This is a genomic window from Streptomyces sp. UG1 (assembly GCF_049974585.1).
GTDB lineage: Bacteria > Actinomycetota > Actinomycetes > Streptomycetales > Streptomycetaceae > Streptomyces.
Genome location: NZ_JBNGGG010000004.1, coordinates 1 through 15432, shown reverse-complemented (window position 1 = coordinate 15432; position 15432 = coordinate 1). Strand labels below are relative to the sequence as shown.

The window sequence follows — 15432 nt, the reverse complement described above, 5'->3', positions numbered from 1 at the left end:
GTTTCATTTCGGTGAACAGTTGTAGTTACAGTTGTTCACTGACTCTCAAGTCTAGCGCGCCCCACGGCTTTTCAATTCTAGAGAACAGTTGTTAACTGCATGGCATGAGTCACACCCTCGGCATTCGGCAGGCCCAGAAACAGAAGACCCGACAGGCGCTGCTGGACGCGGCGTTGGGACTGCTGGAGGAGCAGAGCCTGAGCAGTCTGGGTCTGCGCGAGGTCACCCGCGCCGTCGGCGTCGCCCCCACCGCGTTCTACCGGCACTTCCGCTCCACCGCCGACCTCGGCGTCGCCCTCGTCGAGGAGGCGCTGGGCAGTCTGCACCCGATGATCCGCACGATCGTCTCCTCGGCCGGCGACAGCGACCAACGCATAGAGCGCGCCGTCGGGTTGATCGCCGGGCATGTCGAGACGCATCCGGCCCACGTCCGTTTCATCGCCCGGGAGCGGCACGGCGGGGTGCAGTCGGTGCGGGAGGCGATCCAGGACCAACTGGCCCGCTTCGCCGAGGAGGTGAAGGACGCGCTCGCCAAGGACCCCCTCTCCGCGGGCTGGGACGACGAGGACCTCCTCATGCTCGCCCACCTCTACGTCGACCAGATGCTGATCACGGCCTCGGTGTTCCTGGACGTCCTGGAGGCCCCGGAGGAGGAGCGGCGACGCGTCGCCCAGGCCGCGACCCGCCGGATGCGGCTGATCAGCATCGGCCGGGAGCACTGGCTGAAGGGCTGAGCGGTCGTACTACGACAGGGGCGGCACCCCCTTCCGGAGTGCCGCCCCTGTCGTACGGCGTCCTGCGTCAGCTCTCGGTCGCCGCCGCCTCCGCGCTCGGCGCGCCCGACGGTGGCCGGCAAGACGACTGCCGCTGCCCGGAGTTGCCGTTGCCGGAGGTGACATGGCTCACCCCAGCCGCACCCGCGCCAACTGCCTCGACTGCGCCACCAGCCGGTCCGCGCTGTCCCAGACCTCCGCGTCCTCCTCCAGGAAGCCGCCCGCGAGGTTGCGCGTGGTGATCGACACCCGCAGCGGGCCCGGCGCCGGGCGGCACCGCACATGCACGGTCAGTTCGACGGTCGGGACCCAGCCGGATATGCCGATCTCGAAGGCGGTGGGCGGCAGGGCATCCACCGCGAGCAGCAGTGAGAACGGGTCGGGGTCACGGCCGTCCGCGAGACCGAACCACGCCCGCATCTCCCCCTTGCCGGAGGGCTGCCCGAGCGCCCAGCCCAGGGTCGACGGGTCGAGCTTGAGCATCAGGCGGTCGGCGATCGCCGAGCTGCCTTCGACCGGCGCCGGGCCGTCTTCGGGGCCGAAGCAGTGCTCCATCGGTGGGATCGCGGGCGGCTTCGCCGCCGTACGGACGTCGTCGGGGAGGGTGTCGAGGTCGCCGTAGGAGGCGAGGACGCGGATGCGCTCGATCTCGTTGCCCTGGTCGTCGTACTGCAAGAGCGAGGCCTGGCCGGTCGACAGGGTGCGGCCGGTGCGGACGACGTCCGTGCGGACGACCGCGGGGCCCGGCTGGGACGCGGTCAGGTAGTGCGCGGAGATCGTGAACGGGTCGCGGTGCGGCAGGGCGTCCGCGAGGGCGCGGCCGAGGACGGCCAGCAGATAGCCGCCATTGACGGCGCTGATGATGGTCCAGCCGGCGGAGAGGTCGATGTCGTAGACGCCGGGTTCGCGCAGGGTGAGCGCGGTGTCGCGGTCGAACTCGCTGTCACCGATCGTGGCCCGCGGGGCCGTCGGGGCGGAGGCTGCTTCTGGCATGGATGAACCGTACAACAGGTAACTACTAAGCGGTAGCTTTTCAGTTCAGGCCGACTCCTCGAGACGCGGCCAACTTTTCGGTAAGTGTCCGGCTCGTCCGAAACCCGAAGCCCGGTCTCCCCCTCTATCAGGACATGAGTCTCACCGGGAGCCCGTTCCTCTACACGCTCGTCGTGCTGTGCGTCGTCGCCGTGGCGCTGCCGCTCGTCCTCTGGTCACGGGTGCGCGGGCCCAGGGTCGTGCGGGCCGCCGCGCGGGTGCTGATGGTGCTGTTCGCCCAGGGCACGGCCGTCGCGCTGGTCTTCACGCTGGTCAACAACTCCAACCAGCTCTACGACAACTGGGGCGACCTGCTCGGCACCAGCGACCATGTGCACCAGGCCGCCGACCTCGGGGCGAGCGGCACCGGTGGGATCGCCCTGGAGAAGCTGCCCAGGGTCCGGCAGGCCTTCAAGCCGGGCAAGGGCCCGGGCATGCGCGCGGAGGGCGGGGTGCTCACCACCGAGCTCAAGGGCCGGGTGTCCGGGGTGCAGGCCGAGGTCAACGTCTGGCTGCCGCCGCAGTACCACGAGCCCGCCTACCGCAACCACAGGTTCCCGGTCGTCGAGGTGCTGCCGGGCTATCCGGGCTCGTCGAAGGCCTGGTACGGCACGATGGACGCGCCCCAGCAACTGGCGCCGCTGATGCGCCGGGGACAGATCGAGCCGTTCATCATCGTCTCGCCGCGCACCACGCTGCTGCCCGGCCGGGACACCGGCTGTGCGAACATCCCGGGCAAGGTCAACGCCGACAGTTGGCTCAGCATCGACGTGCCGAAGATGGTCATGGACAACTTCCGGGCCAAGGCGGCGCCGGACGGCTGGGCGGTCGCCGGCTACTCGGCGGGCGCGCACTGCGCGGCGAAGCTGGCGGTCGCCCACCCCGACCGCTACCGGGCCGCGGTCAGCCTGTCGGGCTACAACGACCCCGTCGCCGTACCCCAGTCGCTCGCCGGAAAGTCCCCTGCCCTGCGGGCCGCGAACAACCCGTACGTGCTGCTGAAGGACGCCCGTGTCGCGCCGCGCGTCGCGCTGTACCTGTCCGGTCAGCCGAACGACGGGTACGAGGCGGCGATGGCCCTCAAGCGGGTCGCGAAGTCACCCACGACCGTGCGCGTCGTGTTCATCCCGACCAGCGCCGGCGGGCACACCATGGCGCTGTGGAAGCCGCAGGTCGTGCCGGCGTTCCGCTGGCTGACCGAGGTGCTGGGGAGCGAGCACCGGGTGCGTACGGCGCCGGGTACTACTCCTCTCGCACCGTCGACCGCCGGTTCCAGGCACGCGGAGCTCGCCAGTGGAAACGTATCGCCAGCAGGCGCAGCGCAAAGGCCGTGACGGCCGCGAGGGCGCTGGTGAGCGGGGTCAGGGCGTCGTAGCGGATGCACAGCGCGACCATGGTGGCGCCGACGATCGCCGGGGCCGCGTACAGGTCGCGGTCCCAGCGCAGCAGTGACGGCACCTCGTTGGCCAGGACGTCGCGCAGCACACCGCCGCCCACGGCGGTCGCCATGCCGAGGCAGACGGATGCCGTGAGGCCGAGTCCGTAGTCGTACGCCTTCGTCGTCCCGGCGACGCAGAACAGGCCGAGGCCCGCCGCGTCGAAGACGTTCACGCCGGTCTGGATGCGCTCCACGTGCGGGTGCAGGAAGAAGACCAGGACCGCGGCGAGCAGCGGGGTGAGGAAGTAGCCCAGGTCCGTGAAGGCGGCCGGCGGTACGGCGCCGATGACCACGTCCCGGAACAGCCCGCCGCCCAGGGCGGTGACCTCGGCAAGGACGGCCATGCCGAAGATGTCGAAGTTCTTGCGGACGGCCAGCAGGGCGCCGGAGATCGCGAAGACGAAGATGCCGATCAGGTCGAGCGTGTGCTGGACGGACGGGCTGAACAGTTGCTGGAGCACCCGTACATTCTCACCCAGCGCAGGGCCCCTGCCTTACAAACCAAGGCAGGGGACCGAGCGGGGTTTACTTATCAGTGGACTCGTCGGAAGAGGCGGACTCCGTCTGCGCCTCGTCGGACACCAGCTCCGCCGCCTCCTTGGCCGCCGACAGCAGCACCGTGTCCTGCGGCTGCTGGTCCTCGAAGTTCTCCGGGTGGTGGCACGCCACCCGCTGGCCGGGACGCAGCTCCGTCAGCGGCGGCTCCGTCGTGCGGCAGACCTCCGTCGCCTTCCAGCACCGGGTGTGGAAGCGGCAGCCGCTGGGCGGGGCGATCGGCGAGGGCACGTCGCCGCGCAGCAGGATGCGCTCGCTCTTCGCCGCCCGCCGCCTCGGGTCCGGGATCGGCACCGCCGACATCAGGGCCTTGGTGTACGGGTGCATCGGCGCCTTGTACAGCGAGGCGCGGTCGGCGAGTTCGACGATCTTGCCGAGGTACATCACCGCGATGCGGTCCGAGACATGGCGTACGACGGACAGGTCGTGGGCGATGATCACGTACGTGAGGCCGAGCTCCTCCTGGAGGTCGTCCATCAGGTTCACGACCTGCGCCTGGATCGACACGTCAAGCGCGGACACCGGCTCGTCGGCCACGACCAGCTTCGGCTTCAGGGCCAGGGCGCGCGCGATGCCGATGCGCTGGCGCTGGCCGCCGGAGAACTCGTGCGGGTAGCGGTTGTAGTGTTCGGGGTTCAGACCCACCAGCTCCAGCAGCCGCTGGACCTCCTTCTTGACCCCGCCCTCGGGCTCGACGCCCTGCAGCTTGAACGGCGCCGAGACGATCGAGCCGATGGTGTGCCGGGGGTTCAGGGAGCCGTACGGGTCCTGGAAGATCATCTGGACGTCGCGACGGAACGGCCGCATACCGCTCGTGCCCAGGTGCGTGATGTCCGTGCCGTCGAACTCGACCTTGCCGTCGGACGGCTCCAGCAGCCTGGTGATGAGCCGGCCCATGGTCGACTTGCCGCAGCCGGACTCGCCCACGACGCCGAGGGTCTCCCCTCGGCGCACCTCGAAGTCGATGCCGTCCACGGCCTTGACCGCCCCGACCTGCCGCTGCAGCAGGCCCTTCTTGATGGGGAAGTGCTTGACCAGGCCCTCGACCTTGAGCAGCGGTTTGTCGTCGGCCGGCCCGGCTTTCACGGCCGCGGCCCCGGTCTCAGTCTCGCTCACAGCTTCGGCGCAATCTCTTCGGTCCAGATCCGGGTACGGTCCTCCTGCGACAGGTGGCAGGCGGTGAAGTGCCTGCTGGCGACCTCGCGCAGTTCGGGGCGCTCGGTGCGGGTGATCCCGCCCTTGGGGACGTCCGCGTACGGGCAGCGAGGGTTGAACGCGCAGCCCGAGGGGACGTTGATCAGGCTCGGCGGCTGCCCCTTGACCGGGATGAGCCGGTCGGTCTGCTCGCGGTCGATGCGCGGCATCGAGCCGAGCAGGCCCCAGGTGTAAGGATGCGACGGCTCGTAGAAGATCTTGTCGACGGGTCCGCGCTCCACGCAGCGGCCGCCGTACATCACCAGGATGTCGTCGGCGATCTCGGCGACCACGCCGAGGTCGTGCGTGATGATGATGACCGCGGAGCCGAACTCCTTCTGCAGGTCCCGGATGAGGTCGAGGATCTGCGCCTGCACGGTCACGTCGAGCGCGGTGGTCGGCTCGTCCGCGATCAGCAGCTCGGGGTTGTTCACCAACGCCATGGCGATCATGGCGCGCTGCCGCATACCCCCGGAGAACTCGTGCGGATACATGTCCACGCGCTTGTTCGGCTCGGGGATGCCGACGCGGTCGAGGAGTTCGACGGCACGGCGGCGGGCGGTCTTCTTGTCGACCTTGTTGTGGACCCGGTACGCCTCCACGATCTGGCTGCCGACCGTGTAGTACGGGTGCATCGCGGACAGCGGGTCCTGGAAGATCATCGCCATCTCACGGCCGCGCAGCCGGCGCACCTCGTCGGGACTGGCCGAGACGAGTTCCTTGCCGTCGAGCCAGATCTCGCCCGACATGCGCACGTTCTTGCCGCGGTTGCCGAGGCGATGCAGGCCCATGACGGCCAGCGAGGTCACGGACTTGCCGGACCCGGACTCGCCCACGATGCCGAGAGTGCTGCCCTTGTCCAGTTGGAAGGAGAGCCCGTCCACGGACTTGACCAGGCCGTCGTCGGTCGGGAAGTGCACCTTGAGGTCGCGCACTTCGAGGAACGCCCGGGGCGGCTCGCCGGCACGCACGGGCTCGCCCATGGCGGCCCCGGTCTTGGTCAGGTCGGTCACGAGAGCCTCACGCGCGGGTCGATCGTGGCGTACAGCAGGTCCACCACAAGGTTCATGAAGACGACGAAGAACGCCGCGAGCAGGGTCACCCCGAGGATCGGGGGCAGGTCGTTGGCGGTGATCGCCTGTACCGCGTACTCACCGATGCCGTGCAGGGAGAACACCGTCTCGGTGATGACGGCACCGCCGAGCAGCAGGCCGATGTCCATGCCGAAGACCGTCACCAGCGGGGTCAGCGCGGCCCGCAGACCGTGTCGGACGACGACCTTGCGCTCCCGCAGGCCCTTGGCCCGAGCGGTTCGGATGTAGTCCTCGCTCATCGTCTCCAGCATGCCGGAGCGGGTCAGCCGGGCATAGATGGCCGAATAGAGCAGGGCCAGCGAACACCACGGCAGGAACAGGGTGTTGGCCCACTGGGAAGGGTTCTCCGTGAAGGGGACGTACGTTCTGCCGAAGATCTCCAGCTTGTAGCTGAACAGCAGCAGCGCCAACTGCCCGGTGAAGAACATGGGCAGGGAGACGCCCGCCAGGGCCACGCCCATGGCGGACCGGTCGAAGATGGAGCCCGGCTTGAGCGCGGAGATGACGCCGGCCGTGATACCGCCGACCAGCCACAGCACGGCGGCGCCCCCGGCCAGGGAGAGGGTGACCGGCAGCCGTTGAGTCAACTGGGGCCAGACCTCGATGTGGTCCTTGAAGGAGTAGCCGAAGCAGGGGGCGTCACAGCGGACCGTGCTGGGGCCGAGGTCATAGGTGGCACCGGAGACGATCCCCTTGATGAAGTCCCAGTACTGGACGTAGACCGGCTGGTCGAGGCCGAGGTTGCGCTTGACCGCCGCGATGTCCTCGGGGGTGGGGTTCTTGCCGATGTACTGCTGTGCCAGTTGGTCGGCGGTCTGCCCGGCGAGCTTCGGCAGGATGAAGAAGATGCCGAAGGTGACCGCGGTGACGACGAGCAGCAGGACCAGTGCCGCGATCGTCCGGCGGATGATGTACGAGATCACGAGGACCGGCGCCGGCGCCCGCGGCTGACGAAGCCCGCGGGCGCCAATGCCTTCACCTGCCTTCCGGGGCTACTTCTCGGCGGTACCGACGTTGAGGTAGTCGTACTGACCGCTCCAGGCGGACGACGACACCAGGTTGGTGGCGTGCGGCGAGCGGTACAGCAGGACCTTGAAGTAGGTCAGCGGAACGATGACGGCCTGCTCCATCATCTTCTGGTCGACCTCGGTGTACGCCTTGGTGCGGGCGGCCTCGTCGGTGTTGCCGATCGCGTTGTCCAGCAGCTTGTTGATCTCGGGGTTGTCCAGCTCGGACAGGTTGGTGTTGCCGGACTGGCTGATGGCCTTGCCGTGCGCGATCTGCTGCAGGAAGCCGTAGCCGGTGGGCCAGTCGGCGCCCCACTGCATCATGATCAGGCCGATATTGTTCTTCTGGTTGAACTTGGGCACGCCCGCGTAGTCGGAGAAGTACTTGCCGGACGGGTACTGCTTGATGTCCGCGTCGATGCCGACCTTCTTCAGCGCGCCGACGATCGCGGTGGCCGCGTCGACCTCGCCCTGCCGGTCGGTGCGGGCCGAGATGGAGGTCTTGAAGCCGCCCTCCTTGCCACAGGCCTTCAGGTGCTCCTTGGCCTTGGCCACGTCGCCCTTGCTGTCCTTGGTGGCGTACAGGTCTGACTTCTCGTAGCCCGTGACGTCGGTGGGCAGGACGGTGGTGGCGATGTCACCGCGCAGCGGGCCGCCCATCGCGGTCTGCACTGCGGTCTTGTCGATCGCGTACTCGACGGCTTTACGGCACTCGACGTTGTCGAACGGGGCCACCTTGGTGTTGATCGCCGTGTAGATGAGGCGACCGCCCAGCGCGTTGTCCGTGTTGGCCATCTCGGCCTTGTCGTTGAGGATCTGCGCCTGGGTCTGCGCGTCGACACCGGTTCCCTGGATGTCGATCATGGTGGCGCCGGACATCACGTCCTTGTCGATCGTGGCCTTGTTGACCTTGAGGTTCACCACGATCTTGTCCGGGTACTGCTTGCGCAGCGGGTCCGTCTTGGCATCCCACTCGGGGTTGCGGACCAGGACGATCTGCTTGCCCTCCTCGTACTTTTCGAACTTGTACGAGCCGGAGGAGACGACCTTCTTGGTGTAGTCCACACCCGTGTCCTTGGCCCGCGGCACGGGGGCCGTCTGCGGGGCACTGACCAGGTAGTCGAACTCGGAGAACGCCTTGTTCAGGTGGAAGACGATCGTGTGGTCGTCCGGGGTCTCGATGGACGAGATGCCCTTTTCTCTCTTGTCCTTGTACGGGCCCTTGTAGTCGTCCGGGTTGTCCAGCAGGTTCTGGAAGTAGTTGGGGCCGAGGGAGAGCACGTCACGGGCGAAGTTCGAACGCTCCACGGCGTACTTGACGTCCTTGGAGGTGACCGCGGTCCCGTCCTCGTACTTGACGCCCTGCCGGATCTTGTACGTCCAGGTCTTGCCGCCGTCGCTGGGCGTGCCCGCGCCCTCGGCGAGGTCCGGGACGAGTTCGTTGCCGGCCTCACCGGGGCCGGGCTTGAAGGTCATCAAAGGACGCGCGTAGAGGCGGCTGAAGTTGTAGCCGTAGGCGTAGTACATGTTGCCCGGGTCCAGGGACTCGGGAGCGTCGGAGCTCGCGTAGGTGACCGTGCCGCCCTTGTGGGTGGATTCGTTCACCACTCCCTTGGTCGCGGCGTTCGCGCCGGCGCCCTTGGGCGTGTCTTTGCCTTCGTCGGCCTTGCTGCAGCCCGCGAGAAGCAGGCCGGCGCTACTGGCGACCGCAACTGCGGCCAATGCTGACCTTCGCATGATGGTCGGATTCCCCTTCTTAGGTGGACACTTGGTGGGACGTCGGGTCGCGGGTGCCGCGACCGCGGACGTCAGCGGCTGCGGGGGTCGAGTGCGTCCCGGAGGCCGTCGCCGAGGAGGTTGAAGGCCAGCACCGTGAGGAAGATCGCCAGGCCGGGAACGATCATGTACTGCGGATCGACCTCGAAGAAGTCGACGGCCTGGTTGAGCATCCCTCCCCAGGACGCCTGGGGCGGCTGGATACCCACACCGAGGAAGCTCAGCGAGGCTTCGAAGATGATGTTCGTCGGGATGAGCAGCGTCGAGTAGACGATGATCGGCGCGACGAGGTTGGGCAGCAGTTCCTTGAAGAGGATGTACGGGCCGGCGGCCCCCATCCCCCGAGAGGCGTCGACGAACTCCCGCTCGCGCAGGGCCAGAGTCTGACCGCGCACGATGCGCCCCATGTACGGCCAACTGAAGAAGCCGATGACGAAGATCAGCACGGAGATGTGCAGGGGCAGTCCTTCGAGGCCGAAGGCACCGCCCTGGAGCGTCGCGGAGATGGCGATGGCGAAGAGGAGCAGGGGGAACGCGAGGAAGGTGTCCATGAGCCGGCTGACGATGGTGTCGACCCGTCCGCCGTAGTAGCCGGCGACCAGGCCCAGCACGGTGCCGATGGTGACGGACAGCAGCGTCGCACCGAAGGCGACGACCAGCGAGACCCAGGAGCCCTCCAGGATGCGCGCGAGGATGTCCCGGCCGAACTTCGGCTCGACACCCAGCGGGTGATCCCAGCTCATCCCGCCGAAGTCACCCTTGGGCAGCGAGGTGTTGGGGTCGATCAGGTCCTGGTGGAAGGCGTTGGGGTCGAGCCCCAACAGCGCCTGAAGCGGCCGGGACAGGACCGCCAGGAGGATGAGCAGCGCGACAATGATGCCGCCTGCCACCGCGACCCTGTCCCGCTTGAAGCGGGTCCAGGCGATCTGCCCGAGTGACCGGCCCTCGATCTTGCGGGATCCGACCCCTTCCAGCACGGCCTCCGGCTGGGCGTCGGCCTGCGATCCGGTGGTCTCGATCGGTGCCGTCACGGTGTGTCTGACCCCTCTCGGCCGACGGTTGTCGGCCCCCCTGGCTGCCGCGGTAGCGGTTGCTCCAACTCGCACACAGGACCTACCGGTCCATGTCTTGCGGGGAGTCTTCAATGCTTTGGCGATCTGTTGCCAGAGCTAGCAGGGAAAGTATGCGCAACCGTGATGCTGGCTGGGAGGTTCCGTTATCCGAACAGCAGGTAACGGCGGCCGGACGCGCGCCAGTTGGGGCGTATGAGGGCGGACCGGGACCTTCCGATCGCATCTACGCGCGAAGATTCGCCTGGGAAACGAGAGTTGACGGCTGTTTGCACCTAAGAGAAGCGGGCTGGGGGCCGTTCGACAGATCAGCCCATGAATGATCAGTAACGGCCCTGTGCCGGTGGGTAGCCGTAGTCGCCGACCGGAGCCTGAGCGGGAGCCGCGTGCGCCTCGCGGTCGTAGAACGGACGGGCGGCGGCCCGCATCCACATGGCGACCGGATCGTCGTCGTCGGACATCGCCACGGTCGACACCGGCAGCCCGTCCGGGACCGCGGCGATCGACTGGAGCATCATCGAGCGCACCGCGTCCACGGCTTGCGGACTGGTGTCGTACACGTCGAGCCCGATCGCGAGATACGGCGCGCCGAGCGCCGGCTGCACCCACGCGCGGCGCAAGGAGCGGACGGCCGGGGTGCGGTGGGCGTTCTGTGCGAGCAGGGCGTAGAACTGCGGGATCTCGATGCCGGGTTCCGACAGCCGCAGCGGCCCGGCAGGCTGGCGGTCCAGGCCGGTGGCGATGCGGCGCAGATCGAGCCAGGGGATGCCGACGCCGCCGCCCGGGGCGTGCGGGTTGAGCCACAGGCCGTAGTGGTCCGGGTAGAGGGTGCGGGCCACGTCGACTCCGTCGACCACTTCGTAACTGCGGTTCCAGCCGCTGGCCGACAGTTCCTGGGCGGAGGTGACGCACGGCGCGTAGCCGTACCCGTCGACCTCCATGTTTCCGTACTGGGCGTCCGGGGAGCCGGACTGGCCGTGCCACAGCAGCATCCAGACCTGGCCGTTGCTCGGGGTGGCGAGAGCGCGCAGGAGGGCCTCGTAGGCGTCGTAGCGCCCGGGCGTCACCTGGCGCAGCATGTGCTCGACCTGCCCGGTCGAGGTGGTGCCGCTCGCGCTCACCTTTAACCGCCCCTTCGCGAAGTCCGTTTTCGCAACAAGCTTAAGCGCTGAGAGCTCGGGACCCGATGTGGTCTGCGGGCCGCACGTCGTGGGACGTCACAAGTCCCGCTGGTAGAAGGGGCGCACGTGCTGCCGCATCCAGTCGATCACCGGATCCTGGGCCACATCCAGCAGGACCAGGTTGACCGGCCACTGGACCGGGGCGCGCCCCAGGGCCCGGGCGAGGGCGTCCATGGGGGCCGCTCGCACATCGCCCTCCCAGTGGGAGAGTTCCACGCCTATGAACATCACCGGGGTGGCCGTCTCGATCGCCGCGAGGCAGCGGCGTGCCGTCGCCACCACGCCGGTCCCGGCGAACTCGGCCGACGCCGCCGCGAGGAAGTCGACCGGCTCCTCCTGCCAGTCGGGCTGGTAGAGCTTGACGCGGCCGCCGGAGGTGAGGCCGTCCAGTGGCGTACGGCCCACCCGGCACAGCTCGGCGACCGCCGCAGGCGGCAGGGGGGCGCCGACCACACCGTCCGGGTTCAGGGCGATGCCCACCTGCGGGGGCAGGCCGCGGGCGAACTCCACGGCCGGGGCGACGGTGTACGACATGTGGGAGCCGACGACCTGGCGGAACTGTTCCTCGGAGCTGAACACCGGGACGTACCCCTGGCCCTCGATCTCGAGTGTCGGCAGGTCCAGCGGGCCGCTGTGCGGGCCGCCGCCGCCCGGCAGGGGCACCCAGACGAAGCTGCGGCCCAGGACCTCGAGGATCCGGCCGCCTCCCTCGGGGAAGCTGAGGGAGGCCGAGAGCACTTCCTCCAGTTCGTTGCCGGGCCAACCGCCGTGCGGATGGAGGTGTGCCTGTGCCGGAAAGTCCATCTGTCTGACCGCCTGCTGTGAACCACGTCTGTGGCTCAGAAGGCTATCCGGTGTCCGATCGGTCCAGGACTACGGTCGCCGCACAGCACCGCAGCATCGCAGTGCGCTCCATCAGCACCGCGCAGGTCGGTCACCCGCACCTCGGCCGCTCAGCCCGTGAAGCCGATCCGGCGCAGGGCGTTCGCCGCCTCCCGGTCCAGCAGGACCGCGGAGTCGCAGCCCCGGGGCAGGCGGCCCTTCTCGACCGAACGCAGCAGGTGGCCGGCGGCCCTGCGGTGGCGCAGGAAGGCGTAGCGCGAGACTCCCCGGCCGCGCTCGCGCTGGCCCTCCAGGGCCGTGTCCGGGGTCACGTCGAGCAGCAGCAGATGCAGCGTGCCGCCGCGGCGGCGGGCCTCGCGGGCCAGCCAGCCGCGCACCCAGGCCTGCGTACCGCAGTCGTGCACGACGACGCCCTCGCCGGAGCGCAGCGCGCGGCGCAGCCCGGCGTAGTGCGCGAGGCGGACCAGGGGACGGTAGATGGCGTAGGGCAGGAGGCCGGAGAAACGGGCGTCCCAGCGGTCCCGGGTGTCCTGGGAGTCGATGCGGATGCCCTTCACCGCCCGCCGCATCAGCGTGGACTTGCCGCTGCCGGGCAGGCCGGTGATCACGACGAGGTCCTCGGGGGCGAAGAGCAGCGCGTGCGGGCTGTGGCCGGAGCGCTCGCGCAGATCGCGGACCACGGGCGCGGGGCACTGGGCGCGTGCTTCGACACCGGGTGCCGCGGACTGCTTGGGCAGCGCGATGCCCGAGGTCGTGGCGTACGCCGTGGTGCGGTTCACCGTCATCGTCCTCCTCCGGGGGGGTCGAGACTCCCCATCCCCACTGAACGTAAAGAGAAGGTAATAGAGGATCTCTCGTCTTTTCGTTCGCTTCCTGCCACAAGCCGGTTACAGACATGCCCTGCCGCGGGGCGGCTCAGGCATGCAATGATGTCCGCGCCAACTGCATACCGGCCGTTTGAATCCGCGCGGGAGAGTTCCCGGCACCGCAGTGCTGGGACGCCGAAGGAGCAAGTTCCTCCCTTGAATCTCTCAGGCCCCGTTACCGCGCGGGCGAGGCACATCTGAAAAGCGGGTCACTGTGTACGCAGTGGCTCCACCCAAGGTGCAAGCCGTGATCGTCCCGGTGGCGGTCGTGGCGAACCTCTCAGGTTCCGATGACAGATGGGGAGGAATGACCTCGCCCGTCCCGTTCAGCCCTGGGAGACGACCGACCGATGAGCAGTACAGAAGAACTCCGTCACACCGCGCTCGATGCCCTGCATCGCTCGCTCGGCGCGACGATGACCGACTTCGCCGGCTGGGACATGCCCCTGCGCTACGGCTCCGAGCGCGACGAGCACAACGCCGTGCGCACCAGGGCCGGGCTCTTCGATCTCTCCCACATGGGCGAGATCACCGTCACCGGCCCGCAGGCCGCGGCCCTGCTGAACTTCGCCCTGGTCGGCAACATCGCCTCCGTCGGCGTCGGCCGCGCCCGCTACACCATGATCTGCCAGGCCGACGGCGGCATCCTGGACGACCTGATCGTCTACCGGCTGGCCGGGACCGAGTACCTGGTCGTGGCCAACGCCTCCAACGCCCAGGTGGTGCTGGACGCGCTGGTGGAGCGTGCCGCCGGCTTCGACGCCGAGGTGCGTGACGACCGGGACGCGTACGCGCTGCTCGCCGTCCAGGGCCCCGAGTCCGCCGGCATCCTGAAGTCCCTCACCGACGCCGATCTCGACGGCCTGAAGTACTACGCCGGCCTGCCCGGCACCGTCGCCGGCGTCCCCGCCCTCATCGCCCGCACGGGCTACACCGGCGAGGACGGCTTCGAGCTGTTCGTGAAGCCGGAGCACGCCGTGGAGCTGTGGCAGGCGCTGACCAAGGCGGGCGAGGGCGCCGGCCTGGTCCCCTGCGGGCTGTCCTGCCGGGACACGCTGCGGCTGGAAGCGGGCATGCCGCTGTACGGCCACGAGCTGTCGACCTCCCTCACCCCCTTCGACGCCGGGCTCGGCCGGGTGGTGAAGTTCGACAAGGAGGGCGACTTCGTCGGGCGCGAGGCGCTGGCCGCGGCTGCCGAACGCGCCGACCGGAACCCGCCGCGCGTCCTGGTCGGCCTGATCGCCGAGGGCCGTCGCGTCCCGCGCGCCGGGTACCCGGTCGTCGCCGGCGGCGAGGTCATCGGCGAGGTCACCTCCGGGGCGCCCTCGCCCACCCTGGGCAAGCCGATCGCCATGGCGTACGTCGACGCGGCGCACTCGGCGCCGGGCACGGCGGGCGTCGGTGTGGACATCCGCGGCAGCCACGAGCCGTACGAGGTCGTGGCGCTGCCGTTCTACAAGCGGCAGAAGTAGCGCCAGAAGAAGAGACTGACAGCGGTGCGTGCGTGACCCCGCGCACATTCCCGCCGATCAGACACGTGCCGATCACACACGTGCCGGTCACACATGCATCGATGCATATCGAGCAGTCCCCCTTTCCCACCACTCCCGCGCGTACAGGAGAATTCAGGCCATGAGCAACCCCCAGCAGCTTCGCTACAGCAAGGAGCACGAGTGGCTGTCGGCCGCCGAGGACGGCGTCTCGACGGTCGGCATCACGGAGTTCGCGGCGAACGCGCTCGGCGATGTCGTCTACGCCCAGCTCCCCGAGGTCGGCTCGACCGTGACCGCGGGTGAGACCTGCGGCGAGCTGGAGTCGACGAAGTCGGTGTCCGACCTGTACTCCCCGGTCACCGGCGAGGTCACCGAGATCAACGAGGACGTGGTGAACGACCCGGCGCTGGTGAACTCCGCCCCCTTCGAGGGTGGCTGGCTGTTCAAGGTGCGCGTCACGGAGGAGCCGGCCGACCTGCTCTCCGCCGACGAGTACGTGGCCCACACCGCCGGCTGAGGAGTCACACCCCCGATGACTGACATGTCCGACAAGTCCCTTCTGAATACACCCCTGCACGAGCTCGATCCGGCCGTGGCCGCCGCGCTCGACGCCGAGCTGGAGCGTCAGCAGTCGACCCTGGAGATGATCGCCTCCGAGAACTTCGCGCCGGTCGCGGTCATGGAGGCACAGGGCTCGGTCGCCACCAACAAGTACGCCGAGGGCTACCCGGGCCGCCGTTACTACGGCGGCTGTGAGCACGTCGACGTCGCCGAGCAGATCGCCATCGACCGGGCCAAGGAGCTGTTCGGCGCGGAGTACGCGAATGTGCAACCGCACTCGGGCGCCTCCGCCAACCAGGCCGCCCTGTTCGCCATCGCCCAGCCCGGCGACACCATCCTCGGCCTGGACCTGGCGCACGGCGGCCACCTCACCCACGGGATGCGGCTGAACTTCTCCGGCAAGCAGTTCAAGGTCGTCCCGTACCACGTCGACGACTCCGGTCTGGTGGACATGGCCGAGGTCGAGCGCCTCGCCAAGGAGCACCGGCCGAAGGTGATCATCGCCGGGTGGTCGGCGTACCCGCGGCAGCTCGACTTCGCCGCCTTCCG

General features: G+C 68.8%; 15 protein-coding genes and 2 riboswitches. Of the genes, 5 read left to right on the top strand and 10 right to left on the bottom strand.

All coding sequences use genetic code 11. The features are described from left to right. Nucleotides 1–104 precede the first annotated feature (104 nt). On the top strand, nucleotides 105–734 hold the full coding sequence (locus ACP4J3_RS05450) for a TetR family transcriptional regulator (protein ID WP_426530963.1): 630 nt from the start codon (nucleotides 105–107) through the stop codon (nucleotides 732–734). A 168-nt stretch (nucleotides 735–902) separates the two neighbouring features. On the opposite strand, the gene ACP4J3_RS05445 is transcribed toward ACP4J3_RS05450, so the two are convergent. Further along, nucleotides 903–1766, bottom strand: coding sequence for a thioesterase family protein (locus ACP4J3_RS05445; protein ID WP_426530961.1), 864 nt, complete (start codon nucleotides 1764–1766; stop codon nucleotides 903–905). A gap of 134 nt (nucleotides 1767–1900) precedes the next feature. On the opposite strand from ACP4J3_RS05445, the gene ACP4J3_RS05440 reads away from it, so the two are divergent. Beyond that, nucleotides 1901–3139, top strand: a complete 1239-nt coding sequence (locus ACP4J3_RS05440; RefSeq protein WP_426530959.1) for an alpha/beta hydrolase — start codon at nucleotides 1901–1903, stop codon at nucleotides 3137–3139. On the opposite strand, the gene ACP4J3_RS05435 is transcribed toward ACP4J3_RS05440, so the two are convergent. The 9 genes from ACP4J3_RS05435 to ACP4J3_RS05395 all read right to left on the bottom strand — a co-directional run bounded on the left by ACP4J3_RS05435 (nucleotide 3048) and on the right by ACP4J3_RS05395 (nucleotide 12748). Continuing rightward, nucleotides 3048–3704, bottom strand: a complete 657-nt coding sequence (locus ACP4J3_RS05435; RefSeq protein ID WP_426530957.1) for a trimeric intracellular cation channel family protein — start codon at nucleotides 3702–3704, stop codon at nucleotides 3048–3050. The two genes, ACP4J3_RS05440 and ACP4J3_RS05435, sit on opposite strands and share 92 nt — an antisense overlap. A gap of 64 nt (nucleotides 3705–3768) precedes the next feature. After that, nucleotides 3769–4914 (bottom strand): ABC transporter ATP-binding protein, encoded by a 1146-nt coding sequence (locus ACP4J3_RS05430; RefSeq protein ID WP_426530955.1) that lies wholly within the window; start codon nucleotides 4912–4914, stop codon nucleotides 3769–3771. After that, a complete protein-coding gene (locus ACP4J3_RS05425; RefSeq protein ID WP_426530953.1) occupies nucleotides 4911–6005 on the bottom strand; it encodes an ABC transporter ATP-binding protein in 1095 nt (364 codons plus the stop codon). The genes ACP4J3_RS05430 and ACP4J3_RS05425 overlap by 4 nt, the downstream gene beginning before the upstream one ends. Beyond that, nucleotides 6002–7009 carry an ABC transporter permease gene (locus ACP4J3_RS05420; RefSeq protein ID WP_426530951.1) on the bottom strand — a complete coding sequence of 336 codons (1008 nt, stop codon included), beginning with the start codon at nucleotides 7007–7009 and terminating at the stop codon, nucleotides 6002–6004. Before ACP4J3_RS05420 ends, ACP4J3_RS05425 begins: the two co-directional genes overlap by 4 nt. 69 nt (nucleotides 7010–7078) lie before the next feature. Beyond that, nucleotides 7079–8830 carry an ABC transporter substrate-binding protein gene (locus ACP4J3_RS05415; RefSeq protein WP_426530949.1) on the bottom strand — a complete coding sequence of 584 codons (1752 nt, stop codon included), beginning with the start codon at nucleotides 8828–8830 and terminating at the stop codon, nucleotides 7079–7081. A 71-nt stretch (nucleotides 8831–8901) separates the two neighbouring features. Then, entirely contained in the window at nucleotides 8902–9900 is a 999-nt protein-coding gene (locus ACP4J3_RS05410; protein WP_426530947.1) for an ABC transporter permease, read from the bottom strand. A gap of 362 nt (nucleotides 9901–10262) precedes the next feature. Continuing rightward, entirely contained in the window at nucleotides 10263–11060 is a 798-nt protein-coding gene (locus ACP4J3_RS05405; protein WP_426530945.1) for an enhanced serine sensitivity protein SseB C-terminal domain-containing protein, read from the bottom strand. 96 nt (nucleotides 11061–11156) lie between these two features. After that, a complete protein-coding gene (locus tag ACP4J3_RS05400; protein WP_426530943.1) occupies nucleotides 11157–11924 on the bottom strand; it encodes an enhanced serine sensitivity protein SseB in 768 nt (255 codons plus the stop codon). Nucleotides 11925–12073: 149 nt separating this feature from the next. Continuing rightward, complete coding sequence (locus tag ACP4J3_RS05395; RefSeq protein ID WP_426530941.1) at nucleotides 12074–12748, bottom strand: AAA family ATPase; 675 nt, start codon at nucleotides 12746–12748, stop codon at nucleotides 12074–12076. Nucleotides 12749–12921: 173 nt separating this feature from the next. After that, nucleotides 12922–13020: riboswitch (glycine riboswitch) on the top strand. After that, nucleotides 13021–13136, top strand: a riboswitch (glycine riboswitch). Nucleotides 13137–13179: 43 nt separating this feature from the next. Between ACP4J3_RS05395 and gcvT the strand changes: the two genes are divergently transcribed. The 3 genes from gcvT to ACP4J3_RS05380 all read left to right on the top strand — a co-directional run. Then, a complete protein-coding gene (gene gcvT / locus ACP4J3_RS05390) occupies nucleotides 13180–14301 on the top strand; it encodes a glycine cleavage system aminomethyltransferase GcvT (protein WP_426530939.1) in 1122 nt (373 codons plus the stop codon). A gap of 160 nt (nucleotides 14302–14461) precedes the next feature. Then, nucleotides 14462–14839 (top strand): glycine cleavage system protein GcvH, encoded by a 378-nt coding sequence (gcvH, locus tag ACP4J3_RS05385; RefSeq protein ID WP_426530937.1) that lies wholly within the window; start codon nucleotides 14462–14464, stop codon nucleotides 14837–14839. Between the two features lie 24 nt (nucleotides 14840–14863). Then, nucleotides 14864–15432, top strand: a 569-nt coding sequence (locus ACP4J3_RS05380; RefSeq protein WP_426531476.1) for an aminotransferase class I/II-fold pyridoxal phosphate-dependent enzyme, incomplete at its 3' end; no start/stop codon positions are given.

Bases quoted from the DNA above. Each gene is read 5' to 3' on its own strand.
- ACP4J3_RS05450 (WP_426530963.1), top strand. From the start codon at position 105: ATGAGTCACACCCTCGGCATTCGGCAGGCCCAGAAACAGAAGACCCGA.
- ACP4J3_RS05445 (WP_426530961.1), bottom strand. From the start codon at position 1,766: ATGCCAGAAGCAGCCTCCGCCCCGACGGCCCCGCGGGCCACGATCGGT.
- ACP4J3_RS05440 (WP_426530959.1), top strand. From the start codon at position 1,901: ATGAGTCTCACCGGGAGCCCGTTCCTCTACACGCTCGTCGTGCTGTGC.
- ACP4J3_RS05415 (WP_426530949.1), bottom strand. From the start codon at position 8,830: ATGCGAAGGTCAGCATTGGCCGCAGTTGCGGTCGCCAGTAGCGCCGGC.
- ACP4J3_RS05400 (WP_426530943.1), bottom strand. From the start codon at position 11,924: ATGGACTTTCCGGCACAGGCACACCTCCATCCGCACGGCGGTTGGCCC.
- ACP4J3_RS05395 (WP_426530941.1), bottom strand. From the start codon at position 12,748: ATGACGGTGAACCGCACCACGGCGTACGCCACGACCTCGGGCATCGCG.
- gcvT (WP_426530939.1), top strand. From the start codon at position 13,180: ATGAGCAGTACAGAAGAACTCCGTCACACCGCGCTCGATGCCCTGCAT.
- gcvH (WP_426530937.1), top strand. From the start codon at position 14,462: ATGAGCAACCCCCAGCAGCTTCGCTACAGCAAGGAGCACGAGTGGCTG.